Raw genomic sequence first — 26230 nt, forward strand, 5'->3', positions numbered from 1 at the left:
TTCATTTCTTATTCATTTAATCTCATTTAATTGAGACAGCAGCATCCCCAACTCCTCTTGCTCCAGATGACGCCATTGCCCACGCTCTAGTTGATCCAGCGTAATATTCATAATCCGCACGCGCTCCAGCTTTAACACTCGGTACCCCAAGGCTTTGCACATTCTGCGAATCTGCAGGTTGAGACCTTGTGTCAAAATAATACGAAATACGTCTTCACTTTGCCTATACACTTCGCAGGGCTTGGTCACCACGTCCAGAATTTCAACCCCTTCGGACATCGACTTTATAAATTCGTCTGTTAAGGGTTTGTCTACGGTCACTACATATTCTTTATCATGGTTGTGCTCCGAACGCATCATCTTGTTCACAATTCCCCCGTCATTCGTAAGCAAAATCAACCCTTCAGATGCCTTATCCAGCCTGCCTATCGCAAATATGCGAGAAGGATAATTTATATATTGAATGATGTTCCTCTCCACATTTGGTGCTGCTGTGCAGACAATACCGATGGGTTTATTCAGAGCAATATAGACAGGTTCGCTGTCATCACGAGGTATCTCCTTGCCATCAATGAGGACCACGTCGTGAGGCTCAACTTCGGCCCCTTTTTCACATACCCTGCCATTGATCGTTATGTGTCCAGCTGCAATTAATCGGCTCGTTTCCCTGCGGGAGCAGAATCCCGTTTCACTTATGTATTTGTTAATTAACATGTGTCACCGCTTCTCATCTATAGTATTGCCACTAGTTCTTTGAGTGCTGGTACGTTCATTCACTTCGTCTAGTGAGTTAGTACCTTGTACTGATTTTCATTCCACATCATCTCACTTATAATGTAACGAAGCAATGGATTGTTATCCAAAAGTACATCCATAAGCCAAAAAGATATTGAGCAACCCCAAAAAAGTACGTTCTACACTCTATTGTTACTATGACACGAAGCGCGACATTACGAGAAAAGAAGGAGTTTTCCATGTACAACGTGACTCAAATTACAGTGGATCCTGATCATCCGAACCAAAACGCTGGTATGTGGATTGGCGGAGAACAGGCATACATTCAAGAATGGCCCCTCAATCCGGAAGGAGAGCCCTTGTTACATCTATTCTCCATTGATTGCAAGAAACTCTTGCAGCATGTTCATATCCCTTCTTTGCCAGCAGACATGTTCATCTCGGTCTTCTCTACGTATTCGGCTACAGAATACTTTCTGGATCAGGTGACATACACAGGAGATGAGCTGGAATGGAACGAAAATATACTGGCCGGATGTACCTCTGTATCGGTAACTTCACAACCGCACACTACTGTAGGTCCCGCAGAGTGCATCCCTTTAAGTGGAGTGCGTTTCTCTGAAACGTCATTAGCGGAGCAGGATTTCCCTGCCTTTTCGTTCTTCACCTCGACTTTACCCAACGGAATCAATGGAATCGATCATCTATTAGCTCATTATCAACTAGTATGCCAGGTTTATTCCGCAGATTTTCCCGAGCCCTACCAGGACATATTGGGACTCTCTGATGCCAACGGTTATTTATTTTTGCGAAAAGGTCCTGCCTCTGCTGAAGCACCATTAGATGGACTATTTTTCGTACAGGCTACTTAGGATCTGCTCCGAATTGAAAAATAAACAACCCAAACGGGCTCAATTCGTTAGAATTGGAGCTGTTTGGGCTTTGCTTGCTGCAATGTTTTCACAAGAATGCATCCTTCTAATCTGCCTATACTGAAATATCCAGACTGCTACCCAGATTAGGGTGAGGAGCAGGTACTGACTTCAACATTTCCGCCATCTGCTGACCTTGCTGTTGCGCCATGTCTTTCGTAATCGACATCACTTGCAAGCTTGCCGATTGTACTGCTGAAGCTTGGCTCATTGCCATTGATAATGCTGCAATATCCATGTTCTGCACTCCTTTCGCTGTCTGATCACATAGATGTACTTATTATATATCGGATAGTGAGGAGTAAATGTTGAAGGAATTACACAACTCTGCTAATTTGTACGCAAACTTCATTGATTCAAGTTGATATGTTAAAATCATTTGGGAGAGATGATCATGAACAGACAACTTTCCATCTGGAAGTTGCCTGTTTCATTTCACTTTATATATAAGTCTCAACCCAGATATTCCAGTACGCCATTCGATTCCTTGGCTCTCAGAGTCACTTTGGCTAATAACTGCTCCGGTTGCTCAAAATCTTTTTTGACCTCCGTCATCATATCTTTCACCAATTCTTCGATCTACTCCAATGTTGTCTCTTTGGGTAATGTGCGAGTTCTTACTATCTCGTGTCTACGAAACGAATCATTATATGCTTGAACTGTTTCTTGACCTAATGCACTAACTTCCAATTCTACTTTAATTCCTTCAGACATATGAGCACCTCTCTTCCTACTGTTTGAGTATACTACCCCTCAATCAACCCATACTTCACAAAACTGTGATACAATCCATCTTCCTCAACTGTTCCAGTAATATCATCTGCAATGACTTTCAGACCCGGCTTCGCATTGCCCATGGCAATTCCGACATTACAAAATTCCAGCATCTCAGCATCATTCATGCCATCGCCGATGGCGAATGTATCTTGCTGTGACATGCCCAGATGCTCCAGCAGATCAGCGATCGCAATTGCTTTGTGAATACCAGGGATCATCAGCTCACCACTTCCTTCACCAAAGATTGGCACGGTGCACTGAATGACTTCGAATTTGCCTTCAAACTCCTGCTTGATTCGTTCAAACGGGATCACCGAGCTCTCCAGAAAACACACCTTGTTCACGTCGTCTTTATACAGATCCGCTTCTCCATACGTCAATCCGGCAATAAACGGGTGCGGTTTCAGCTCCTTCTTCTCTCTGGCTACTGGGTCGTTCTCCACATCACCATAGATACGGCGTTCCAGGTGAGGTTGAAGATTGCTACTTGCATAGAGAGCCGAATTCGATTCAAGGTAGAAGTCAATGCCGTGTTCATTGAAGAAATCGACCATGTGTCGAACATCTTCCGCTGTCACCCTTTTGTGATAAAGCACGTCCTTGCCAAATTCCACATAGCCCCCACCTGCACCAATCAGACCGTCGAATCCAACATCCCAGATGGAATCATAGATTTCCGCTTTGGATCGGCCAGTACATAAATAGAGCAGATGCCCATTCTCACGAGCCTGTTTGCAAGCCTTCTGGGCTGACAACGGAATACTTCCGTCATCGTCAACCAATGTGCCATCAATATCAATAAAAACAATTTTTCGCTTCGTTTCGTTCATCTGTGTAGCCCCCATCTTGTGTGTTGTCTATGTCTAATCGAGCGAGTGTCGACAGGCATTTTCCTTATACAAAATTACCTATTCCGTGGTGTTCGCTGATCAATCAATTTCTCCAAAAATCCTGCAAAAGAATCCGCGTATCAAAGTAGTAATATTCATCCTCGTCGGGTATAAACAGTTCCATTACAATGTTATTTTCCTTCAATCATACCCATGGTCACCTACCTACCAACTTGTCCATATGTACGGTTTGCCAGTCATCCTCCTGTTCAACAATAACCGTAAACCCTTGACGTTTCCAGAAATCTACGGCTCCTGGCAAGAAGCGATGTGTATGCAGATACAGTGTCGTATAGTGCATATCCTTTACTGCATTCTCCAGTTCCTTTACCAGCATCGAACCAATGCCATATCTGCGATATGCAGGGTCCACATAACATTTCACAATTTCGGTTGCGGACTGAGCTGCATATCTACCTTTCACGGCTTCAATACGTCCATCATATGGCAAAATTCCAATAGTGCCGACGATGTTCCCATCCCCCATCTTCGCAACCAGAAAGATCGCATCATCTGAGTCCAGATAGTGTTCTCTGAACTGCTCGAAGTCCACAGGCAATCTTGTATGATCCATCATGGGAAACACTTCTCTGCGTACACGCATGGCAAAATCAATGGCATCCTCAATCTGGTGTGCCTGAACTGGTGTTACTGTCGGTATATTCTGAAGTTGTGTCAATAAATCCACATTCCTTATCCTCTGTATTAGGAGCTACCTCTGGCCCTTCCTTGAATCTTATTCATGCCAGATCCGCTCTCTTCATTTCATCTTACCGAATTTATCCCGCCCTATCAATCTATCTACACTACTAACCAAATTGAAAAAGTGCCCACGCAGTCTGATAGAGTTCGCATACGATAAGGCGTGTCACAATCCATATTGGAGGGAGAAACGCTCATGTGGTTATGGTTAGGTGTTTTTGGTTTCATTTTGCTAGCAATAATCGTGTTCGTGTATCGTTATCTGGACCAACGTGCCGAGAGCAAGTTTCATCCTCATGCTCCCAAGCAGCTCTTAGTTAAATTCAAGGAAGGTACGACACCAGATGACATGCACACCCTTCACCAAAAAAGAAAATGTAAGGTCGCCGAAACTTATGAGGATTTAGGATGGTACCGTCTGGAATCTCGCAAAAAAATGCACCGGATGATTAAACATTACAAAGATCATGAGCTGATTGAACATGCTGAGCCGAATTACCTTGTTGAGGCATCCTTCACCCCTAACGATCCGTTCTTTCCTTACCAGTATAACTTGCCAAAAATCAATGCACCCGCTGCATGGGATACTACTCAGAGCAACAGCTCTGTCAAAATCGCCATTATCGATACCGGTGTACAGCTGAATCACCCAGAATTGGCCTCCAAGCTTCTCCCCGGTTATGATTATGTTGATTATGATAACATCCCTGAGGACGGGAACGGTCACGGCACCCATGTAGCCGGGATCGCTGCCTCCGTTACCAACAATGGTGTGGGTATCGCAGGCGCTGCACCACTCGCATCCATCGTTCCGCTCCGGGTACTGGATAACAACGGACAAGGAACGGTAGGTAATGTCGGTAACGGGCTTGTCTATGCGGCCAATAACGGTGTACAGGTTGTTAACCTGAGCCTCGGTGGTCCGATGGGGGATGCTTTCCTTCAAGCTGCGGTACAGTATGCTTGGGATCGGGGAGCTGTGATTATTGCTGCAGCCGGTAACGACAACACTTCATTCCCGATTGTACCTGCATCGTACCCCAACGTGATTGCTGTCGCTTCAACCAACCCCTCTGATCTCAAATCCAATTTCTCCAACTATGGTTCCTGGGTTGATATGGCTGCCCCGGGTGATACCATTTTATCCACATACCTGGGTGGTTCCTATGCCTATCTTAGCGGAACATCCATGGCTGCTCCTCATGTGGCTGGAGTGGCTGCCCTTCTTGCTGCACGTGGGAAAACAAATGCCCAGATCCGTGATGCGCTGTGTTTCGCTTCCGATCCGGTATCAGGTTCCGGGATCTATTGGACGTATGGTCGACTGAATGCCTATCAGAGCTTGCAGGTGCCATAATACACCTACTATCGCTCATGATTGCTCAAGGCATTTCCTTTCCATTTTCACCAATAAAAAAAGAAGGGGCATCTGTAAGTGAGATGCTCCTTCTTTTGGTTAGAAAGTATTCCTTGTTAAACTTTTGCTGCCCAAAGCTCTATTTCAATTTTAATTTCTGGTAGACCTAACTCCGTAATATATCCAATCGTCATTGCAGGATAATCCGTACTAAATAATTGTCCCCACTCGGCATATAAGAAATCCCAATCGATTTTCTCGGTTGCCCATACGTTCACTTTGATAATATGTTCAGCATCTAAATGCTCCGATTCGAGCACTGTTTTAATATTATTAAATGTATTAGTGACTTGCTCATTCAGACTCTCTGGAAAAAGTCCACTACGATCTGCTCCAATTTGACCCGAAGTCACAAATAACTCTGCATTCTTCGGGATTCTTGTAATATGCGTGTACTGACCTACAGGAGCTGGCATATTGGCTGGATTTTTTCTGGTGATTTTGTCAATATTCATTTGGATTACCTCGTCATTCCTAAGATTTTTCTGCATTATCTCCTAGTTTTCTTCCGATTTTGGGCAGACCTCACCCTTGGAATAGATTCTAGAAAAAGACAGCAGTGGAGTATCCATATCCCGAAGATATAAACGCAAGTGATTTTTTCTTCATGAGTGGATGCTCCTCCCTTCTTAAGTGACAAGATTCTCTTGATATTTTTATTATATCTAAAGGTCATATCATGGGTCAAATTCATCCCTCATAAACAAAGAGCAATCCCGTAATAACGAGACTGCTCTTTGTTTATTCTATAGCGTCGAACACCTTGTATCAGAAATATTGTGCACCATTACTCGCAATAACATCTTTGTACCAGTGAAAACTCTTCTTCTTCACTCTGCGAAGTGTGCCCGTGCCATCATTATTTCTATCTACATAGATATAGCCATAACGTTTCTTCATCTCTCCGGTACCCGCACTGACCAGGTCGATCGGTCCCCAGCTCGTGTAACCCAGAAGTTCTACCCCATCTTGAATCGCTTCAGCCATCTCGGCAAAATGACTATTCAAATACTCGATGCGATAGTCATCTTCAACAGAGTCATTGTCTAGCAGCACATCGGTTGCCCCAAGTCCATTTTCTACGATAAACAAAGGTTTGCCATAGCGATCATGTAGCTGATTACATGTAATTCGGAGGCCCTTAGGATCAATGGTCCATCCCCACTCGGATGCTTGCAGATACGGGTTTTTCACCGAACCAAATACATTGCCCTCTGTCGAATCTTTCAAAATCTCAGGGTCCGTACTTGTACACCGGCTCGCATAGTAGCTAAAACCGATATAGTCGACCGTATTCTGCATTAAAATATCTGCATCTTCCGGTTGCATTTCAATCCGAATATCATTTTCCCTGAAAAATCTTTTCGTATATCCCGGATATGCTCCCTTCGACTGCACGTCGATGAAGAAGAATGACTCTCGATCCTTCTCCATGGCTTTCCACACGTCATCCGGGTTGGAGCTGTATGGATAGACCATTCCAGCGGCTAACATACACCCGATCTGCGCACTAGGAATAATCTCATGACAAGCCTTAACAGCAAGTGCACTCGCTACCAATTCATGATGTGCTGCCTGATACAGAACCTGTTCTTTGTCTTCACCATCCTGCAGAACAATTCCCGCTCCGATGTAAGGAAGATGCAGCAACATATTAATTTCATTAAACGTCATCCAATACTTCACTTTATCCTTGTAACGATTGAATAACGTCGTCGCATACTTCTCAAAGAAACCGATCATCTTGCGATTCTTCCACCCGCCGTATGTCTCGACCAGATGCACAGGTACATCGAAATGACAGATCGTCACCACAGGTTCAATGTTGTATTTCAATAACTCATCGAAGACATCATCATAAAATTGCAAGCCCGCTTCGTTCGGCTCCGCTTCATCGCCATTAGGGAAAATCCGTGCCCAGGCAATGGAAAGCCTGAGACACTTGAATCCCATTTCTGCAAATAACGCAATATCCTCCTTATAGCGATGATAGAAGTCAATGGCTTCATGGGAAGGATAGAATTCTCCTGCTTTGGGTTCATACGAATCCAGGTTACCCAGAGCAATATTCCATCGATTGGCACCAATCGGAATCAGATCTACGGTTGTTAAACCTTTGCCACCTTCCAGATAAGCGCCTTCCAATTGATTCGCTGCGGTTGCTCCTCCCCAGAGAAAATTCTCCGGGAAGGCTGTAAACTTTTCATTCATTGAGGAGTTCCTCCTAAGCCATCTGTAATTTTAATTAGCTTAATACCGTGATCAATTTATCTTTCTCATGAACGGATGCATCTTTGGTTCCTACAACGTCCAGATATTTTGAAGTATTAGTAACAATGATCGGTGTAACCGTTTCATACCCTGCATCCTTAATCGCTTGCAGATCAAACTCAACAATCAGGTCACCTGCGTTAACGCGGTCTCCGTCTTTCACATGTGTTGTAAAATGTTGACCTTTCAGTTTTACCGTATCCTGTCCAATATGGATCAGCATCTCTACTCCATCATCGCTTACAAGACCAATGGCATGTTTAGTGCGATATACGGTTTGAACGACACCTGTGATTGGAGATACCACTCTGCCGCTGGTTGGACGAATCGCAATCCCTTTACCCATGTGCTCTCCTGCAAATGTTACGTCATTAATTTCTTTCAGTGCAACGACTTCACCAGCCATTGGGCTTACGATTTCGTATCTGCTGTTCGGATTTGGATCAAGTACAGGTGCTGGAGCTGGTGTAGCTTCTACTTTGTCTTTAAATCCAAACACGTACGTCAAGACAAAACCAACGATGAATGCTACCAATACTGCAACGATGGACATATAGAATCCGGAATCAGGACCTGCTTCTTTGTTGATAAAGCTTGGAATACCGAAGATACCCAGTCCACCAAAGACGTAAAGCTTTGAGCCTGCCCATCCTAAAATACCACCACCGACAGCACCACCAATACAACTCATGATAAACGGCTTTTTCAACGGAAGAGTTACACCATAGATTGCCGGCTCAGTTACACCGAATATACCGGAAATAAACGCTGGAATGCTTAATGATTTCAACTTGGAATTTTTTGTTTTGAGCAACACTGCAAGTACTGCACCTGTTTGAGCAAAGGAAGCGCCGAAGGACATTGCAAGAACTGGATCAGCCCCCGATGTACTTAGGTTAAGAAGCATAACCGGTACAAGTCCCCAGTGAAGTCCAAACAGTACTAGCACTTGCCAGAATCCGCCGAGAACCAAACCTGTAATAATTGGACTCAATTCATAGATACTTGTTGTACCTGCACCAACCAATTGACCAGCCCAAGTGGCAATTGGACCAATTACAATGAAAGTTACCGGAACAATCACGAGCAATGTAAAGAATGGAACCAAGAATGTGCTAACCACTTTAGGAATGATGTTTTTGAAGAATTTTTCAATCTTCACAGCGAAGAACGTAGCAATAATGATCGGAATAACCGATGTTGAATACGTCATCAATATAACCGGGATACCTAAGAACGTAATGTGAATTGGTGATTCAAACAATGTACCTGTGAACAAAGTGTATAGTGGATCTCCTGCAGTCAAACCGGACAGCGTAGGATACACTAACGAAGCACCTATCGCCATACCCAGGAACGGTGAACCCCCAAATTTCTTGATTGCCGTGTATCCAAGGAAGATCGGGAAGAAGTAGAACAGTGAATCACCAAGTGCATTCAGCAAATGGTACGTCCCTGATGTATTTTCGATCCATCCAAATGCTACAAACATGGCTGTGAAACCTTTGATCATACCTGTTGCAGCAAGCAAACCGAGCAGTGGTGTGAACACACCAGAGATCATGTCGATAAATCGACTGAACAATCCAACTTTCTTGCCTGAGTTGTCTGCTTCCTCTTCAAACTGACCTTCGCTCGGGAAATTACCCGCTTTAACGACTGCTTTATATACATCCGGCACTTCATTGCCGATAACGACTTGATATTGTCCACCACTTTGCATAACGGTAATAACACCTGGCAGATTTTTAAGTTCTTCTGTTTTGGCTACGCTTTCATTTTTCAGTTTAAACCGCAGTCTTGTTACACAATGGAATACACTGTTTACATTCTCACGACCACCTACACGTGTCAGAATATCCTTAGCCAATTGATCGTAGTTGCTCATTGTAATTCTCCCTCTCTAAGTAAACTCCCCATGCTTTTGAAACAAAGAAAACCTGAACTACTGAACATACACAACGTACCGGAACATCCGGAAATCAGTCGTGTTATTCAGCAATTCAGGTTTTGCCCTTAACGGTTGCAACCCTGTAAGGCTGTACACATTGGTATTCAGTTACTTCATTAACTAAAGTAAGTTGCAATCAATCTTGAGACCATGGTGGTCGGAATTGCCTGATTGAACAGTTACAACCCGATTGATGTATGCGCTTACTTCTTGAACTCATCATAGTACATCTGAACTACATTTGCAACACTTATTTTTATGATATTACAAAATAAATTCAAGCTGTCGAAAACGAGAAAAAGGACAACTTCAAAAGCATCGAAGTTGTCCCTGTATTACATTCTATTCTCATATATAACTACGCACTGAAAGTAGAATTAACCGATAACCGTAATCAATTTATCCTTCTCTTGCACAGTACGATCTGTCGTACCAACCACGTCCAAATAATCAGCCGTGTTCGTTACAATAATCGGTGTTACCGTCTCATATCCCGCGTCAATAATGGCCTGCAGATCGAATTCAACGATCAGATCGCCAACATTCACACGATCCCCGTCCTTCACATGTGCAGTGAAATGCTGACCTTTAAGCTGTACCGTATCCTGACCGATATGGATCAGAATCTCTACACCTTGATCATCTACAAGACCAATCGCATGCTTGGTACGGTAAATCGTCTGTACAACACCATTAATCGGGGATACAACTCTCCCACTGGTTGGGCGAATAGCAATACCTTTACCCATATGTTCACCAGCGAATGTAGCATCATTAATTTCTTGCAAAGGAACCACATCACCCGTCATCGGACTGGAAATTTCATAACGATTATTTGGATTAGGCTCAAATGCAGCCTTTTCTTCTTTTACTGGCTCCGGAGTCTGTTTGGCAGTTTCCGGATTAGCAGGATCTTTGAATCCTACGAAATAAACGAGAACAAAACTGAGTACAAAAGCAATAACTGTGGCAATCATAGCCATCCAGAATTCATAGTTAATGCCTGCTGTCGGACTAATCAGCGCTGGAACACCGAAGATGCCTGAAGCGAAAACAAACATTTTGGAACCTGCGAATCCAATAATACCACCAGCTACTGCAGAAGAAATACAACTCATAATAAATGGTTTTTTCAGTGGCAAAGTAAGACCATAGATAGCAGGCTCAGTTACACCGAAAATCCCGGACACAAAGGCAGGAACACCCAGTGATTTGAGTTTGGTATTTTTCGTTTTAAGCATGACACCAAGAACAGCACCAATCTGAGCAAAGGAAGCAGCAAACATCATCGCCAGAATCGGATCTGCTTTCAGTGTGGACAGATTGAGCAGCATGATTGGTACGATACCCCAGTGTAACCCGAAGATAACCAATACTTGCCACAATCCACCAACAACAATACCTGTTACCAACGGACTCAAGTCATAGATGCCGGATACGCCCGCACCGATCAGCTGACTTGCCCATGTTGCGATTGGACCAATCAAGAGGAATGTTACAGGAACAACAATTAGAATCGTAAAGAATGGCGTGAGGAACGTTCTTACAACAGATGGAATGATCTTTTTGAAGAACGCTTCTACTTTTGCTCCAAAATAAGCAGCAATAATAATCGGAATTACAGATGAGGAATAACTCATCAAGATAACGGGAATGCCCAGGAACGTGATATGAATCGGTGATTCAAACAATGTGCCTGTAAATAGCGTATACAACGGTTCTCCACCGCTAAGACCGGATAAGGTCGGATATACAAGTGATGCTCCGATGGCCATCCCGAGGAATGGAGATCCACCGAATTTTTTCATTGCTGTGTAACCCAGGAAGATTGGGAAGAAGTAGAACAGACAGTCACCTGCCGCATTCAACAATTGATATGTTCCTGAAGCCGGGTCCAGCCATTCGAGAGAAGTAAACATGGACAGGAAACCTTTGATCATCCCTGTTGCAGCTAGCAAGCCGAGAATTGGTGTAAATACACCTGAGATCAAGTCGATAAATCGACCTAGGAGACTTTCTTTTTTACCGGAAGATTCAGCATCATCGTCACTTGAGATCGGTTCATCCGCATTCATATTACCAACCTGTAGCAAGGCTTTATACACATCAGACACTTCGTTACCTACAACAACCTGATATTGCCCCCCGCTTTGCATTACCGTTATGACTCCAGGCAGATTTTTGAGATCATCTGTTTTGGCATTACCGTCATTTTTTAATTTGAAACGAAGTCTGGTCGCACAGTGCACCACACTGTTAATGTTCTGTTTGCCACCAACGCCAGACAGAATGTCTTTAGCTAATTGTTCGTGTTTCATGAAGTTGTTTTCTTCCTTTCTGATTAAACACGGATTCGAAGCCTATTGGAGAGAATAAAAAAAACCTGAACATCTGAATGGAAGAAACATCCGGTTAACGGTATGTTCTATCATTCAATCGTTCAGGTTTTGCCCTAGTGGTTGCAACCCTGCAAGCTGATCTATGGGATTATTCAGAAGTTGCATTCACAACTCTCTCAATATGAATCGTTAAGTACATCATTTCTTCGTCAGTTAGTTGATACGTGTAGTTGCTTTCAATGAATTTCTTGATTTTCTCCGAGCACTTGTGCGCTGCCGGATATTTCTTCTGAATCATCAGGAACAATTCATCATCGTTGTTGCTCTTGTAATGTTTTCCCTTCACCAAACGTTGAGCGAAAAACTTCAAATGCGTCACAAAGCGATAGAATGTCAGTGAGTTCTCATCAAAATCAATCTTGAAATGATACTTGATGATCGTCAAGATTTCCTGCATGACCTGCGTCATACTCTTGATGTTGGGCATTTCCTCGTTCAAAGCTGCATTTACAAAGTGAAGTGCCATAAAACCGGCTTCGTCCTCAGGCAAGATCACACCAAACTGATCACAGATCATATTGAGCGCTTCCATTCCGACTTCGTATTCCTCTTTGTATAACTGCTTTGTCTCCCAGATTAGACCATTACGTATGGGCAGATTCTTGCGATACCGCTCAATGGCAAAGTGAATATGATCTGTGAGATGCAAGTAGATGCTCTCATTCAGTTTTTTGCCAAGTTTTAATTTGGCGTAAGCGATGATTTCCTCAGATACTTTCATGTATTCCAGCGGAATGCTTGAGATTAATGCCTTGAAGTTTTCCTGAATATCTTCATTCTGTAAAGTAAATATCTTGTCGATATGCTGCTCGGAAACCATATCACCCGCCCGCTTCTGATAAGCAATCCCCCGGCCAATGATAATAACTTCCTGTTGTTCGTCATTCATTGCAACTACAGCATTATTGTTCAGCACCTTCTCGATTTTCACTTTATCACTCCAATATACAGAAAAAGACAAACCAATCCCTTTTCTCAAGGTATACGGCTTTGCCTGATTCAACAGTTACAACCCGATATGTTGTACGCGCTTCCCTCATAATATTACAAAATTCTACACAGTGCAACAAAAAGTTAATATCGAATTAGCATGACTCCCGATCTAGGTAAATATACTCACAGGAGTGATCAAAACAAGAATTATTTTACAGATATTCACGTTTTATTGTTTTTGCTGTCTTTTTCCAGTTCTGCTTCAACTCTTCGATTAATCATGTCCATTTGTTCTGAATCCAAACGATCGACATCTTTAAATTGCTTATCCATCTCGTACTCATTCGCCTCACCTTTGTTCATTAACCCCAGATGATGCTTGATGTCTCGGATATCTTCACGCATATGCATCGTCTGACGGTAATGATCTATCACAAGTGCGAAAACAATGCCCCCAGCCAAAATCGGACCGAATGGGATCAGATAACATAGAACAAGTCCTATGAGCAAAAATATAATAAAATACATGTGCAGTGCCCCTTTCATATAAAGTAACTAATCTGCTAAGTTAGACTTTTCTCCAATTATAAATTAAAGCGTTCCTTGATTAACTGTGCCACTTCATCCGGGCTCTTGTGCGTGTTATCAATCCTTATGTAGTGCTCATGCGTGATTTCTCCTGGTTCCGAGTTCAATCGATATTTCTTCATCGTATCAAGTAAATCTCGCTCAGACCACGCGATGTCACGCTTGGTTGGCTTATGTAACAGGCGATGCGGACTTTTATTGCGCTCTAGTCTTTCTGATGCATCAGCCTCCAGTTCCACATAACAGACCTGACCTCCATGAGATGCAAACAATTCGCTGATTTGACGAATGTACTCTCCGTCTTGCTTCAGGTCAAAAGCCCATACAAATGTGAAAATCAGACCCGGCAGGTCACTCTTCGCGACTTCTTCAAAAATCTCCTGACGGAACAGATTCACCAGTCTTTTGCCTTGTGGTGTACCATAACTGAAATAAGGAGTCACCAGTTCAATGGTCATATGGTTATGAAATAATTTTAGCTTCGTTATCTTCTCCAGTTCTTGCCCAACCGTCATTTTGCCCACAGCCTGCGGACCAAAAATAATCACAAATTTCATTCGATCACTCCTGACTTCGCCATTATTTGTTCAGGAAGCATATCCACTGCAAACCATGGGCCTACATTGTAATCAGTTGACTCACCCCAAGCCACATTAAAATGGATCTGTAGCTGCTCTCCCACTTGTATCCTCGGAATTTCAACTTGTAAACCATCCTCAAGATATTGAATTAAATGAAAAGCTTCTAGATCGGCTATGCTTTTTGTCATCCAATGATTCTGTTTTGCTCTGCGGACCAGGGTCTCCCCATCTTCCGTACCTACCGTGAGGACATAAGAATCATCGTAGAAACTAATGGCGTCGAGGTTCTCCCCACTATCGGGTGCGCTTTGAGTCCAATTGAAAGGTATTTCCCATTTTAGCATAAAGAGGATTTGCTCCAAAGATTTCTTAGCCTGGCACCGCCACATCAACGAACGACAATCGTCAATTGTAGCTCCATCCGGCAGGTTTGGCTCAGGTTTTGTAACCAGTAGCTCTGCTGTGATATCCCGTGTCTCGTACAGGATAATATATGAATCGGTCTTCAACAATCTTGTATTTACAGCAAATTCCTGGATATTCTCTTGCCTCCATTGAATGTTTGTTATTAACTGACCAAGTGGTGTCTGGATTTTCGGAACGACAGACTCACTTAATTTATGACTATTAACTGTTCGAAATAAGTGCATCCGATGCCTCCTTTATTACATTCCATTAATTCAATTTTATGGACATTAAACTCTATGATACCTTCTTTAGGGCAAATAAAAAAGAGATTTCAAGTGATTCCCTCAACGCGTGAGGGCTTGAAATCTCTTATCTTAAATTACATATGCTTATTTATACTTACCGTCCGATCAGTACCCATCCCCACTTCATCCGGCGCAATCCCATCGCGCAGATCCATGAGATCAGAAGCGCCACAACATAAGATAGAATGATGCCCACGCTGAAGTGCCGAGCCAGGTCATCTGTGAATTCACGTCTCCAGAAGAGCAGTACGAGTGGATGCATTAAAAATACACCGAACGCCACTGTACCCAAAGAGTCCAGAACACGTGTAGCTTTACGAACCTCGGTATGTTGTCCAGTGCCGATTCGTTCACTAAAGATCAGCAGGAGCAAGCAGGCAGACAGCGTAAACAGATTTCGGAACAGGAACAGCACGGTATAGGTAACCACCGGGTATGCAGCGAAAGCGGTCTTGATATAAGCATTACCATAGATAAAAATGGCACCTCCGCTCAACAATGCAGCTATAAGCACATAACGGTGTGTATACAGTTTCTTCAATGCCCACTCAAAGTTCAACCCAATCCATGCACCAAATCCGATCACGATTAGATAACTCGTTAGCAAACTGCCTGTTCGTTCGAAGTGAAACTGTAAATGCAACGCATAGAATATGGCCTGGGCAGCAATAAAGAATAATGGCAAGTACCGTTTAAACAGACGATGGCGTGCAAGCGACAGAAGCCATGGAAACACGATATAGAACTGAAGAATAATCAGAAAAAAGTACAAGTGCGTATGAGCAGTTCCCATTACTAATTGTTTGGCAAATTGAACACCATGAGTCAAAGGTTCTTTGCCCGCAAGCAGCTGTTTAATGGCAAAATAGATGAGGGACCATACTACATAGGGTACAAATACATTAAATAAACGCTTCTTATAAAAAGCGAGCATCCAACCCTTCTCATTCATCTTGGAACTGTAGTTGTAGAATAAGACCAGGGATGACAGAAAGAGAAACGCTGGAACAGCAAATTGTAAAAACGTGTTCCAGAAGTAATACACATCATGATCTAGTGTATGCTTGGGGTAATGCGCAACTGCTGTTGAAGTAGCGTGGATAGCTACAACCGCCATGATCGCAAAAGCACGATAGAGATCCAGATACTCAATACGCCGGGGCCGATTAACCGGTTGATTCATAAAGATAACCTCACTTGTGCCTGATATGGGATGATAGTTTCCGGCCGCAATCCAGATTCTAGCTTCATTTTAATCAGCACGCGAGGGTAATACAATCATAATCTATATTATTTTCGTTAAATTACATCATTATTCTGCATTATTCGACATTCTCTATCCAGAATCGTTCAACAACGTTACCATTGGACTCGACATAGTCTTCATCCTGGATGCCACCATTACGAAGGATAACCCTTCTGGAAGGCTCATTAATCGCGTCGCATACGACTAATACTTTGGTGATTCCGAGTTCTCTCGTTTTCTCCAAAGACAACCTGAGAATTTCAGAACCATAGCCATTATGCCGCTCCCCCGGACGAATACCGTAACCGATATGCCCTCCGCTGTTCAATAATTTGTCGTTAAGCTCATGCCTTATATTCACGGCGCCCACGATTTGTTGACTCTCCGTAACCAGCCAGTATGTACTGTCTTTGACCCAGCCTTCCGGGATGTCGACGCCTTGTTCATTACGCTCCAAAAATGCCAACATCTCGTCAAACGCATAGGGTTCTTTGGAAATGACCCAAGGTACCATCAATTCTCCACTTCTGACCCAGTCTTCATAAAATGCCAAATACGCATCCTTATATGTTCGTGATGGTTTAATTAATCTAACGTGTTCTTTCCCCATGATCATTACAACCTCCCAACAGATATTGATATTGCCACGTTCTCTCTTCTAGGACACGACGTTCTTGCTCTTCCATTAGAGTGTCATAAAAGATAGCTTTCACTGCATACGTTGCGGCATGCACCGCATGGTCTTTCACATGGGCCGTTGCAGCTGCGTGTCCCGCCGCACGAGATGCAGCAGAAGCAGCGGCATGATCGGCTTCCCGTGCAGCAGCATGAGCTACAAAAGCCGCCTTTCGAGCATCAACCATGGCAATCTCTCCACGGATCCAACCTCTCCCTGCATCAATGGCATCACGGGCGCGGAGATCCCCCGTCTTCTTCTCAAATATATACAAGACACGTGCCGCACACTCCGCAGCCCAACAGGCCAATGCATGGTGATCCTGTTGCTTAGCCATTTCCTCTATTTCACTACGTAAAGGTGCATCTTTGAATGCAGGTTTTGCCATGGTCATGCTCCTTTCATCGTTCAAGTACTACAAATTCACTCTCAGACAAGTTCGAAAAAGGATCTGCGTGTGTGCAGATCCTCTTTAAGTGTACCTTTTACCGCTTATTCTATCATTATACGGACTCTGTCAATGCAGTCTCCTGAACATCCCGATCCTTTTTCGCATCCTTGTCTTTGTACGTAAATTGGTAACTTCCAGATCCAAGTGTGACTTCAACATCGTCTCCAATGTTTTGAATATCTTGAACTCCACTTATCTGATCCAGCTGATCCAACGGTTTCCCTTGCTCCAGAACGATCTGTGCACCTGCTCCAGGAAGACGTACCGTACCTCTCGTGTTGGCGGGAATATGCACCCGAATCTCCATTTCACCCTCCACCAGCCGATGCCAGCTTGAAGCAACTTGACCATACATCGTCTCCAAACTCGCTTCTACCCAGTCCAGTCCTGGTCCAGGTTGCGGCTCGATATGCACCAATCGGAATCCTGGCTGATGTTCATCGGACCGAATGCCAGCAACATAACGATACAGCCATTCCCCAATCGCCCCGTACGCATAGTGGTTAAATGAGTTCATATCCGCACTCCAGAGACTGCCATCCTCTTTGATCCCATCCCAATGTTCCCAAACAGTCGTTGCCCCTTGAGTCACCTGATACAGCCAGGACGGGTAATCCTCTTGAAAAAGTAATGTATATGCCAGGTCGTGAAGACCTGCATCACTCAGCACCGGATTCAGATAAGGTGTGCCCACGAAACCTGTAGTAAGATGATTGCCCGCCTCTTTCACGAGTTTTGCCAACTGTTCGACAGCACGAGTTCGGGCAGTCGCGTCCAGCAGGTCAAATTGGAGCGCAAGAACATGCGCTGTTTGCGTAGGAACAGCAATTTTGCCGGCTGGCGTCACGAATTCATTTCGAAACGCATGAACAATGTTTGTATGCAGCTGCTTGTAATATTCAGCATCGTCTGTCTTTCCAAGTGCCTCAGCTGCCTTTTGAGTTAACGAAACCGAATAGGCATAGAATGTAGTCGCCACATAGTCCGTGTCCGTTGCGCCGACATAACTATCGGGCTTGGAATCCAGTCCCAGCCAATCGCCAAAGTGGAATCCCGTGTTCCACAGATACGGGTTGTCACCCTGCATGTGAATGTACTCAATCCAACGTTGCATGCTCCCATATTGCTCAGCCAGCAATCTCGCATCCCCATACATCTCATAGATGGTCCATGGACAGATAACTGCTGCATCACCCCAAGCGGCGGAGGAATGACTCGTGTCACCCCATCCTTCCGACGTGGAACTTCTCAGATCCGGAACGAAGAACGGAATACCGCCATCTTCTCCCTGATCCGCTTCCAGATCCCGTAGCCATTTGGTGAAGAAGGGAGCCGTATTCATCAGGTAGGAAGATGTGCGGACAAACATCTGTGCATCACCCGTCCATCCAAGCCGTTCATCCCTCTGTGGACAGTCTGTCGGCACATCCAGGAAATTCCCCTTTTGCCCCCACAATATATTGTGATGCAGTTGGTTCACCAGTGGACTGGAGCATAAGAATTGACCTGTTTGCTCCATATTCGAGTGAAGTACGATTCCGGTAAATTCTTCCAGACGAACGTGTTCCGGGAAGCCAACCAGCTTTACATAGCGAAACCCTTGGAATGTAAAATGCGGTTCAAACGTTTCTACTCCATCCCCCTTGCAAGTGTAGCGAATACACTGCTCGGCGGCGCGAAGATTATCGGTATAGAAGTTGCCTTCATGATCCAAGATCTCAGCATGGTGCAGCTCAACCGTCTGATCCTCCTTACCTTGAATGCTGAACTTCACCCATCCCACCATATTCTGCCCCATGTCTATTACACGATCTCCCTGTGGAGTTGTCAGCAAGTCAATTGGCTGTAGCTGTTCAACTTGGGTGACGGGTACGTTCTCCTGTGCAACGATGATATCTTTCGGATGTTCCAGTACGTTCACGGGTAACCAACTCGCCTGAGATGAATCCGCCCAATCGGACTCCATTCGTGCATCATACGTCTCGCCCATATAAATGTCCGACATGCGAATGGCACTTGGAGCTGCCGTCCAATCCCCGTTAGATAAAATAGATTCCTCCGAACCATCTGCGTATTTTATCTGCAATTCCAGCAGCAATGCGGATGTTGAACCGAATACTTCTCGTTCTTTGTTCCAGCCAAGATACCCTCGGTACCAGCCATCTCCCAGATAAGCACCTAAAGTATTCTGTCCATGTTGGAGCATGTGAGTAACATCATAGGTTTGATATTGTAATCGCTTACGATAAGAGGTCCAGCCGGGTGTAAAATAATCTTCTCCTACTCTTGTGTTGTTTATATGCAACTCGTATAATCCAAGTGCTGTTACATATATTCTGGCAGACGTAATCGATTGTTTCACATTAAACTGCTTGCGCATACGCGGACATGACGTATCTCCATCATCATCTGATGGTTGAGCTGTGATCCATTCTGCTTGCCACTTGTTATGACTGTCCATAAGTCCCATCTCGAAATAAGCCGTTTCGGACCAGCCCGAATCACTTCCTGCATCATCCCATGCCCGAATCCGGTAGTAATATCGCGTTCGCGGAGCAGGCTGAAAATGGTTTAATTCCACATGTATGGATTGATCCGTGATTATCTTGCCAGAATCCCATGCAATCCCATCAAAATCTTCTGACATGGACAGCTGGATCTGGTATGCGTATTGCATGCAGTTCCGACGATCAGACTGTAACTGCCAGCTTAATCTCGGTGATTTTACATCGAGGCCTATCGGATTAATTTTATACTCACAGCGAAGGTGACTAACGTTGAACATTAGCAAATCGTCCTTTCCATCTTGGCTTCCCATTCGGGGTTACGATATAATTATATCGAGCCTGTTGCCGTAAATACCCGGTAATCAGGACTATTTCATCCGGTAATTTAGCCATCTGTGCGAGGAGGTTGCTTGTGAATTCATCTGTACAACTCATGAAAAGTGAGTACTTTCTGCATAATCATCTGCAGCTTTTCGTCAATCGATGCTCTGAAGATTTTGTGCTTCCTTTTCACGCACATGATTTTATTGAGTATAGCTATGTTGCCGAAGGAAAGGGCTTTCATCATATCGGTGAAGATGTCATTCCGGTGACGAAGGGCATGCTGTTTGTCATTCCCGTCGGCGTTCCTCATGTTTTCCGTCCTGTGAGCACCAACGTATCCGAGCATCCGTTAATTATATATAATTGCCTCTTTAATGCTGGATTGATCAACACGCTGACTGCCATCATTCAGGAAAATGAAATCATTCAACATCTAATGGACCTGGCACAAAATCAGGTTCCTTATATATCCGTTGTGGATCACAACGACCGGATTGAAGAACTACTGGTGAAGTTATACCGTGAATCTTCCGTTCCCGGAATCGGTTCGTCTACCATGTTATACACCCTGGTGAGCCAGTTGGTATTGATGACCTACAGACAACTTTATCAAGAGGTTCAGGATGAAGCGATTCATTCCACTGATTTTGAGTACATCCTTCACTATCTCAAACAACACGTGAGCGACCGGATCCGAATATCTGATCTGGTCCGTGTATCAGGCTGGAGCGAAAAGCACATTGGACGAATGTTTCTTCGGCATACCGGACAGACCTTTAGCGCCCACCTGCAACATCTCCGTATACAAAAAAGCTGTGAACTGCTTAAGAGTTCACTGCACAAAGTCAGCCTGATTGCCGAGCTAGTCGGATATCGGGACATGGATTCATTCTATGCTGCATTCAAAAAAATAACAGGCGAAACACCTCTCGCCTATCGCAAAAAATCCAGAGCACAGCACTCTGGACAATAAGATTTACTTTCAGACACCAACAACCTGTAATACTTCATCTATGTAGGCCCTGGCCTCTTTCCATGAAGACATCAACGGAAAGTTGTATCGTTCACGCTCCTGTATATTCCATGGATGCGGGATACATATGACTTTCTTGCCATCCTCATGCGCCGGAATCAAATTATGTGCTCCATCATCAATGAGCAGATCGAAACCGAGCAGATTTTTTCTTTTGCATGTAATAAACTGTTCTGCGGTTATAAAAGGCATATGCTGCTGAAGCCAGTTCCACTTCTCAACGACTGTTCTTGGTTCTGCTGCCGTAACGACAATGACATCATAAGCATCGTTCAGCTTTCGCATCTCATCTACAACATATTCGTCGTATAATTCCAATTCCTCGAACAGACCCGGCCGACCATAAAATACATCATGTGTGCTCTCCGGATGACGCAAATGGGATGTATCCCAATGAATCATATCCTCATAGCGCAACGGATGGGTCGGGAAGCTCAGGTTGTTGTGATAAATAGCCCGCTTGACCAGATGACATATCGTGTCATCCATATCTACAGCAATAATAGGCTTCTTAATGGTTATCCCTCCCCCAATACGATCACAGTATACCATCCAGAATGTTATGAAGTCATCCTTTTTACATTACAGCGCAATAGTGTTGATGAATTCCTGCGAAATTATAGTAAAAAGGCGCCCCGGCGCCTCAATACCAGCTGCGCCCGGGGTGCCTATATAGTTGATCTATTCCAAGTTTTCGCCATTGGAGGCAATGACTTTTTGGTACCAGCCAAAGCTTTTTTTCTTATACCGATTCAATGTGCCTTGTCCGTTGTCATCCTGATCCACGTAGATTACGCCATAACGCTTGGACATTTCCGAAGTGGATGCACTGATGATATCAATTGCGCCCCAGTTGGTATATCCCATCAGGTCCACACCATCCATAACGGCTTCTTTCATTTGTGTGATATGTTTTCTCAGATAATCAATACGGTAATCATCGTTGATGGAACCGTCTGCTTCAACGGTATCTTTGGCACCAAGGCCGTTCTCCACCACAAACAATGGCAGTTGATAACGGTCATACAGCTCTCTCAATGCAACGCGCAGACCGATCGGATCAAGCTGCCAGCCCCATTCCGTACGCTCCAGATTCGGGTTCTTAATCGTACTGTACAGGTTACCTCCAGTTACTCCATATTCCTCTGGGTTCACTGCGGACACCAAGGATGTATAATAACTGAACGAGATGAAATCAACCGTATGCTCACGCAGGATCTGCTCGTCCCCCGGTTCCATGGCAATGGTAATTCCGTTCTCTGCCCAGTACCGAGCCATAAACGTTGGATAACTACCACGAACTTGTACATCCGTATGCAGCAGGTTCAACTGGTTATCGATCTGTGCTTGCAGCACATCCTCTGGCTTCGACGTCGCCGGGTAGTGAATCATACGCGCAAGCATACATCCGATCTGGAAGTTCGGGTTAATCTGACGCGCTTTTTCAGTTACCAAACTGCTGGCTACAAATTGATGATGAAGTGCCTGATAAGAAGCCTGCATCGTGTTCTCAACTCGGTCTTCAATAATACCGCCACCTGTGAACGGTTCAATAATCGTTGTGTTAATCTCATTAAACGTCAACCAGTATTTTACTTTGTCCTTGTATCGGTTCATCACTGTCTCGGCATATCTTACAAAATGTCCAATCACTTCGCGGCCAGCCCAGCCGTTATATTTCAGGACAAGCGCCATAGGCATCTCATAATGTGAGAGTGTTACAAGCGGTTCAATATCGTATTTACGGAGTTCATCGAACACTTCGTCATAGAAACGCAATCCTTCTTCATTCGGCTCGGCATCATAACCATTCGGGAAAATACGCGGCCAGTTGATGGACAGACGGAATGTCTTGAAGCCCAGCTCAGCGAACAGCGCAATATCCTCTTTGAAACGGTGGTAAAAATCAATCCCGTAACGTTTCGGATAACCTTCTGCACTGTGATGTGCCATGGCTTTCTCAACCGTTGCACTGGTAACATGCATCAGTTCTCTAAGGTTGGTGTAATCCTTTTTCTCAAAATAAGGAACCATGTCGGCTGTCGACCATCCTTTGCCGCCAGCGTCAAATCCACCTTCAGCCTGGTTAGCGGCAATAGCGCCGCCCCATAGAAAACCTTCCGGAAACCCTTGTCGATTAATCATTCGAATCTCTCCTTCTTTTGTTGATATTGTTAGTCCTAAGACAGACCGTTTAGATTTCAGCTTTCAATACGTCTTCACCCATCGTGATTTCGCCCAATTTCACAGGTACAACTTCTTTATAATCAGCCGTATTGGTAACAACCATAGCCGTTGTAATGTCGTATTCTTTTGCAATCTCGGCCAGTTCAAAAGTAAGTAACTTGTCTCCAGCCTGTACACGTGCTCCTGTAGCAACATGTGCATCGAAATACTGTCCACGCAGCTTCACCGTGTTAATTCCAACATGAATCAGCAATTCCATTCCGTTATCACTGCGGACAACGATCGCATGTTTCGTTTTGAACACATTCATGATGGTACCTGTCACTGGAGAAACCAATTCGCCTACCGTTGGAACAAATGCTACACCTTTACCCATCAATTCATCACCGAATGTCGGATCATTGACTTCTTTGAGCGGGATCGACTTACCTGTCATCGGTGCAACGGCTACTGCATCACTCGTTGGTTCTGGAGCGCCCATGTCGTCCACGTTCACGCTTGCAGCATCGCTGGAAGCTACTTTCGCTGGTGCCGAAGAAGCGCCTGGTGAGAATTGAGCCAATGCCTCAGCGTCTCCTTCTTCTTCTTTGATACCAAATATCGTAGACATGATCGCACCCACAATAAAGGCCAAAATCATACCCACAAAGGAATACCAGAAGGTCTGTCCGATCAGGGAAGGAAGTCCTGGGAGACCACCGTTACCCGCAAGCACATACGCTTTCGCGCCAAAAGCAAGGGCGAATCCGCCACCCACTGCACTACCAATCATGGCTGCGGCAAATGGTTTTTTGTATTTCATGTTTACGCCGTACATCGCTGGCTCCGTTACACCCATAAGTGCGGTGAAGCTCGTTGACAATGCCACGGTTTTGAGTTTTTTATCTTTTGCCCGGAAGAATACGCCGAGTGTTGCACCAGCCTGACCCATATTGGAGATAAAGGTCAATGGCAAGAATTTATCAAAGCCCAGTGTAGCGATATTACTCAGGATGATCGGCACAAGTGCATAGTGCATTCCTGTCATAATAATGAGCGCCATCGCACCGCCAAGAACAATACCTGCAATCAATCCGCCTTCATTCAGCAGCCAGTTGATGCCGCCGGACAATCCGCTACCAACAAATGTACCCAATGGACCGATCGCAATCAGCGTTACCGGAACCATCACAAGCAAGGTAATCAGTGGCACAAGCAATAGCTTGAGTGCAGCAGGGATAACGCGGTCAACCCATTTCTCAACATAGGACATCAACCATACTGCAAGAAGAATTGGGATAACCGATGAAGCATAACTTACAGCCGTAACCGGGATTCCCAAAAATCCAACCGATTCACCGCTAGATAGCAATGCTGTCATGTCTGGATACATCAGTGCCGTACCTAGTGCAATCGCAACAAACGGGTTACTGCCGAATTTACGAGCAGCGCTGACTGCAATCAGTAAAGGCAGGTAGTGGAATACACCGTCACCGATGGCTGAAAGAATACGATACGTATCCGTTCCAGCAGACATCCAACCTAAGGATACGAACAGTGCAAGTAATCCTTTGAGCATACCTGCCGCGGTAATCGCTGGAAGCATCGGAGCAAAGACACCTGCGATTGTTTCAAAAATTTTCAGCACGACATTTTGTTTTTTATCTGACTTTGGCTCTTTATTTTCTGTAGTTTGCTGGATTGCCGGATGTTCCTTCACCATAGCATCGAATACTTTTGCCACGTCATTACCGATAATGACTTGGAATTGATCGCCGGAAATATTTGTTCCCATGACCTTATCCAATTTCTTGAGTGAGCCATTATCGACTTTATCGTTATTCTTCAAATCAAAGCGTAGTCGAGTAACACAGTGATACACCGAGTTAATATTGTTTGTTCCCCCAACGGCTTTAATGATTTCCTGCGCCGTTTCCTGATGTTTCATGATGTTTTCCTCCTCATTTTTCCAATAAAAAATACCCGAACGAATATAGCGCACATTGATGGCGCCATCTCATTCGGGTATTGCCTGATTGAACAGTAACAAGCCCATAGGATATCCAGTTGTGATTTCATTCTATTGCGCGAACTTTATATGTCCCGCTTGGTTTTCATCAGACGTTCCAGATGGAGCGTTAGATATAACTGCTCAGAGTGAGTCATGTCATACTGATAGTTCTTATGGATAAAAGTCTCGATCTTGCCAATACATTTAAATGTCTCCGGATAGTTTTTCCGAACCACTTCATATAAATACTCCTCGGCATCATCATGTGAAGAATGGGTAATGACACGCTGACAGAAATATTTCAAATGGGTAATGAAGCGGAAATAGTTGACGCTATCTTCATCCAATTCGACGTTGAAGTGATATTTAATGATATTCATAATCTCCTGCAACAGCTGCATCAGATGAGTGACATCGTTCATGGAATCATTGACTTCCGCATTGATGAAATGCAAAGCAATATTACAGATTTCATCTTTGGGGAACTCAATATCCAGTCTTTCCTTCAGCAAGGTCAGTGCTTCTCTGGCCACATCGTACTCCGCTTTATAGAAGTGCTGAACTTCCCAGGAAAGTGGATTACGAGTAATCATTCCTTTTTCCAAGCGTTGAACTGCAAAGTGAATGTGATCAGATAGCGAGACATAGATCCCGTCACTGATGGTTTTGTTCAGTTGCGTTCGTGCCAGTGTCACAATATCATCTGTTGCCTGCAGAATCTCAATAGGCACTTCAGCTACGATGGATTTAAATTTCTCATAGATCGATGCATCCTGAAGACGGAATACCTTCTCAATCCGCTCTTCATCAATCTCATCGCCTGCTTTGAACTTAAATCCGATACCCCGGCCGAGGATCAGTAGTTCCTGATTTTTATCATCCACGGTACTGACAATATTGTTATTAAATATCTGTTTAATAATCATT

General features: G+C 44.2%; 23 protein-coding genes. 3 read left to right on the top strand and 20 right to left on the bottom strand.

The features are described 5' to 3' along the window. Window positions 1–12 precede the first annotated feature (12 nt). On the bottom strand, window positions 13–714 hold the full coding sequence (locus MKX75_RS17300; protein ID WP_339166181.1) for a pseudouridine synthase: 702 nt from the start codon (window positions 712–714) through the stop codon (window positions 13–15). A 260-nt stretch (window positions 715–974) separates the two neighbouring features. Between MKX75_RS17300 and MKX75_RS17305 the strand changes: the two genes are divergently transcribed. Next, a complete protein-coding gene (locus MKX75_RS17305) occupies window positions 975–1607 on the top strand; it encodes a DUF1963 domain-containing protein (RefSeq protein WP_339166182.1) in 633 nt (210 codons plus the stop codon). 115 nt (window positions 1608–1722) lie between these two features. Here the strand turns inward: MKX75_RS17305 and MKX75_RS17310 are convergent, their stop codons facing one another. From MKX75_RS17310 to MKX75_RS17320, 3 genes are all read right to left on the bottom strand, one after another. Next, entirely contained in the window at window positions 1723–1905 is a 183-nt protein-coding gene (locus MKX75_RS17310) for a YjfB family protein (RefSeq protein ID WP_062835025.1), read from the bottom strand. Window positions 1906–2413: 508 nt separating this feature from the next. After that, the gene (locus tag MKX75_RS17315; protein WP_062835027.1) at window positions 2414–3274 is read right to left on the bottom strand and encodes a Cof-type HAD-IIB family hydrolase; all 861 of its coding nucleotides are present in this window, start codon (window positions 3272–3274) and stop codon (window positions 2414–2416) included. 217 nt (window positions 3275–3491) lie between these two features. After that, a complete protein-coding gene (locus MKX75_RS17320) occupies window positions 3492–4013 on the bottom strand; it encodes a GNAT family N-acetyltransferase (RefSeq protein WP_339166183.1) in 522 nt (173 codons plus the stop codon). Between the two features lie 219 nt (window positions 4014–4232). On the opposite strand from MKX75_RS17320, the gene MKX75_RS17325 reads away from it, so the two are divergent. Then, complete coding sequence (locus tag MKX75_RS17325; protein WP_339166184.1) at window positions 4233–5393, top strand: S8 family peptidase; 1161 nt, start codon at window positions 4233–4235, stop codon at window positions 5391–5393. Window positions 5394–5509: 116 nt separating this feature from the next. Here the strand turns inward: MKX75_RS17325 and MKX75_RS17330 are convergent, their stop codons facing one another. From MKX75_RS17330 to MKX75_RS17385, 12 genes are all read right to left on the bottom strand, one after another. Beyond that, window positions 5510–5908 (bottom strand): RidA family protein, encoded by a 399-nt coding sequence (locus tag MKX75_RS17330; protein WP_145148613.1) that lies wholly within the window; start codon window positions 5906–5908, stop codon window positions 5510–5512. Between the two features lie 313 nt (window positions 5909–6221). Beyond that, window positions 6222–7664, bottom strand: a complete 1443-nt coding sequence (locus tag MKX75_RS17335; protein WP_076331513.1) for a 6-phospho-beta-glucosidase — start codon at window positions 7662–7664, stop codon at window positions 6222–6224. A 34-nt stretch (window positions 7665–7698) separates the two neighbouring features. Then, window positions 7699–9612 (bottom strand): beta-glucoside-specific PTS transporter subunit IIABC, encoded by a 1914-nt coding sequence (locus tag MKX75_RS17340; RefSeq protein ID WP_145148615.1) that lies wholly within the window; start codon window positions 9610–9612, stop codon window positions 7699–7701. Window positions 9613–10052: 440 nt separating this feature from the next. After that, the gene (locus MKX75_RS17345) at window positions 10053–11993 is read right to left on the bottom strand and encodes a beta-glucoside-specific PTS transporter subunit IIABC (protein ID WP_339166188.1); all 1941 of its coding nucleotides are present in this window, start codon (window positions 11991–11993) and stop codon (window positions 10053–10055) included. Between the two features lie 169 nt (window positions 11994–12162). Beyond that, the gene (locus tag MKX75_RS17350) at window positions 12163–13005 is read right to left on the bottom strand and encodes a PRD domain-containing protein (protein WP_017687870.1); all 843 of its coding nucleotides are present in this window, start codon (window positions 13003–13005) and stop codon (window positions 12163–12165) included. Between the two features lie 224 nt (window positions 13006–13229). Continuing rightward, entirely contained in the window at window positions 13230–13535 is a 306-nt protein-coding gene (locus tag MKX75_RS17355; RefSeq protein WP_076331510.1) for a hypothetical protein, read from the bottom strand. 56 nt (window positions 13536–13591) lie between these two features. Further along, window positions 13592–14152 carry an AAA family ATPase gene (locus MKX75_RS17360; RefSeq protein ID WP_339166189.1) on the bottom strand — a complete coding sequence of 187 codons (561 nt, stop codon included), beginning with the start codon at window positions 14150–14152 and terminating at the stop codon, window positions 13592–13594. Next, window positions 14149–14826 (bottom strand): hypothetical protein, encoded by a 678-nt coding sequence (locus MKX75_RS17365; RefSeq protein WP_339166190.1) that lies wholly within the window; start codon window positions 14824–14826, stop codon window positions 14149–14151. Before MKX75_RS17365 ends, MKX75_RS17360 begins: the two co-directional genes overlap by 4 nt. Before the next feature lie 157 nt (window positions 14827–14983). Continuing rightward, window positions 14984–16072, bottom strand: a complete 1089-nt coding sequence (locus MKX75_RS17370; protein WP_339166191.1) for an acyltransferase — start codon at window positions 16070–16072, stop codon at window positions 14984–14986. A gap of 139 nt (window positions 16073–16211) precedes the next feature. Beyond that, entirely contained in the window at window positions 16212–16751 is a 540-nt protein-coding gene (locus tag MKX75_RS17375) for a GNAT family N-acetyltransferase (protein ID WP_339166193.1), read from the bottom strand. Next, the gene (locus MKX75_RS17380) at window positions 16726–17205 is read right to left on the bottom strand and encodes a putative immunity protein (RefSeq protein ID WP_339166194.1); all 480 of its coding nucleotides are present in this window, start codon (window positions 17203–17205) and stop codon (window positions 16726–16728) included. Before MKX75_RS17380 ends, MKX75_RS17375 begins: the two co-directional genes overlap by 26 nt. Before the next feature lie 109 nt (window positions 17206–17314). Next, window positions 17315–20047, bottom strand: a complete 2733-nt coding sequence (locus MKX75_RS17385; protein ID WP_339166195.1) for a family 78 glycoside hydrolase catalytic domain — start codon at window positions 20045–20047, stop codon at window positions 17315–17317. Between the two features lie 134 nt (window positions 20048–20181). Here MKX75_RS17385 and MKX75_RS17390 point away from each other — a divergent pair, with 134 nt between their 5' ends. Beyond that, on the top strand, window positions 20182–21066 hold the full coding sequence (locus tag MKX75_RS17390; protein WP_339166196.1) for an AraC family transcriptional regulator: 885 nt from the start codon (window positions 20182–20184) through the stop codon (window positions 21064–21066). A gap of 9 nt (window positions 21067–21075) precedes the next feature. On the opposite strand, the gene MKX75_RS17395 is transcribed toward MKX75_RS17390, so the two are convergent. The 4 genes from MKX75_RS17395 to MKX75_RS17410 all read right to left on the bottom strand — a co-directional run bounded on the left by MKX75_RS17395 (window position 21076) and on the right by MKX75_RS17410 (window position 26229). Continuing rightward, window positions 21076–21642 carry a hypothetical protein gene (locus tag MKX75_RS17395; RefSeq protein WP_339170507.1) on the bottom strand — a complete coding sequence of 189 codons (567 nt, stop codon included), beginning with the start codon at window positions 21640–21642 and terminating at the stop codon, window positions 21076–21078. A gap of 165 nt (window positions 21643–21807) precedes the next feature. Next, the gene (gene ascB, locus MKX75_RS17400) at window positions 21808–23271 is read right to left on the bottom strand and encodes a 6-phospho-beta-glucosidase (RefSeq protein ID WP_339166197.1); all 1464 of its coding nucleotides are present in this window, start codon (window positions 23269–23271) and stop codon (window positions 21808–21810) included. A gap of 49 nt (window positions 23272–23320) precedes the next feature. Next, window positions 23321–25240: a beta-glucoside-specific PTS transporter subunit IIABC gene (locus MKX75_RS17405; protein ID WP_076331502.1), complete on the bottom strand. Its 1920-nt coding sequence runs from the start codon at window positions 25238–25240 to the stop codon at window positions 23321–23323. Between the two features lie 146 nt (window positions 25241–25386). Then, window positions 25387–26229, bottom strand: coding sequence for a PRD domain-containing protein (locus MKX75_RS17410; protein ID WP_076331501.1), 843 nt, complete (start codon window positions 26227–26229; stop codon window positions 25387–25389). Between the last annotated feature and the right edge of the window lies 1 nt (window position 26230).

It is taken from the genome of Paenibacillus sp. FSL R5-0341 (genome assembly GCF_037975235.1).
Classification (GTDB): Bacteria; Bacillota; Bacilli; order Paenibacillales; family Paenibacillaceae; genus Paenibacillus; species Paenibacillus amylolyticus_A.

Excerpts from the sequence above, each read along its gene's own strand:
- MKX75_RS17300 (WP_339166181.1), bottom strand. The coding sequence starts at position 714 with ATGTTAATTAACAAATACATAAGTGAAACGGGATTCTGCTCCCGCAGG.
- MKX75_RS17305 (WP_339166182.1), top strand. The coding sequence starts at position 975 with ATGTACAACGTGACTCAAATTACAGTGGATCCTGATCATCCGAACCAA.
- MKX75_RS17310 (WP_062835025.1), bottom strand. The coding sequence starts at position 1,905 with ATGGATATTGCAGCATTATCAATGGCAATGAGCCAAGCTTCAGCAGTA.
- MKX75_RS17315 (WP_062835027.1), bottom strand. The coding sequence starts at position 3,274 with ATGAACGAAACGAAGCGAAAAATTGTTTTTATTGATATTGATGGCACA.
- MKX75_RS17325 (WP_339166184.1), top strand. The coding sequence starts at position 4,233 with ATGTGGTTATGGTTAGGTGTTTTTGGTTTCATTTTGCTAGCAATAATC.
- MKX75_RS17330 (WP_145148613.1), bottom strand. The coding sequence starts at position 5,908 with ATGAATATTGACAAAATCACCAGAAAAAATCCAGCCAATATGCCAGCT.
- MKX75_RS17335 (WP_076331513.1), bottom strand. The coding sequence starts at position 7,664 with ATGAATGAAAAGTTTACAGCCTTCCCGGAGAATTTTCTCTGGGGAGGA.
- MKX75_RS17340 (WP_145148615.1), bottom strand. The coding sequence starts at position 9,612 with ATGAGCAACTACGATCAATTGGCTAAGGATATTCTGACACGTGTAGGT.
- MKX75_RS17345 (WP_339166188.1), bottom strand. The coding sequence starts at position 11,993 with ATGAAACACGAACAATTAGCTAAAGACATTCTGTCTGGCGTTGGTGGC.
- MKX75_RS17355 (WP_076331510.1), bottom strand. The coding sequence starts at position 13,535 with ATGTATTTTATTATATTTTTGCTCATAGGACTTGTTCTATGTTATCTG.
- MKX75_RS17360 (WP_339166189.1), bottom strand. The coding sequence starts at position 14,152 with ATGAAATTTGTGATTATTTTTGGTCCGCAGGCTGTGGGCAAAATGACG.
- MKX75_RS17365 (WP_339166190.1), bottom strand. The coding sequence starts at position 14,826 with ATGCACTTATTTCGAACAGTTAATAGTCATAAATTAAGTGAGTCTGTC.
- MKX75_RS17370 (WP_339166191.1), bottom strand. The coding sequence starts at position 16,072 with ATGAATCAACCGGTTAATCGGCCCCGGCGTATTGAGTATCTGGATCTC.
- MKX75_RS17375 (WP_339166193.1), bottom strand. The coding sequence starts at position 16,751 with ATGATCATGGGGAAAGAACACGTTAGATTAATTAAACCATCACGAACA.
- MKX75_RS17380 (WP_339166194.1), bottom strand. The coding sequence starts at position 17,205 with ATGACCATGGCAAAACCTGCATTCAAAGATGCACCTTTACGTAGTGAA.
- MKX75_RS17385 (WP_339166195.1), bottom strand. The coding sequence starts at position 20,047 with ATGTTCAACGTTAGTCACCTTCGCTGTGAGTATAAAATTAATCCGATA.
- ascB (WP_339166197.1), bottom strand. The coding sequence starts at position 23,271 with ATGATTAATCGACAAGGGTTTCCGGAAGGTTTTCTATGGGGCGGCGCT.
- MKX75_RS17405 (WP_076331502.1), bottom strand. The coding sequence starts at position 25,240 with ATGAAACATCAGGAAACGGCGCAGGAAATCATTAAAGCCGTTGGGGGA.
- MKX75_RS17410 (WP_076331501.1), bottom strand. The coding sequence starts at position 26,229 with ATGATTATTAAACAGATATTTAATAACAATATTGTCAGTACCGTGGAT.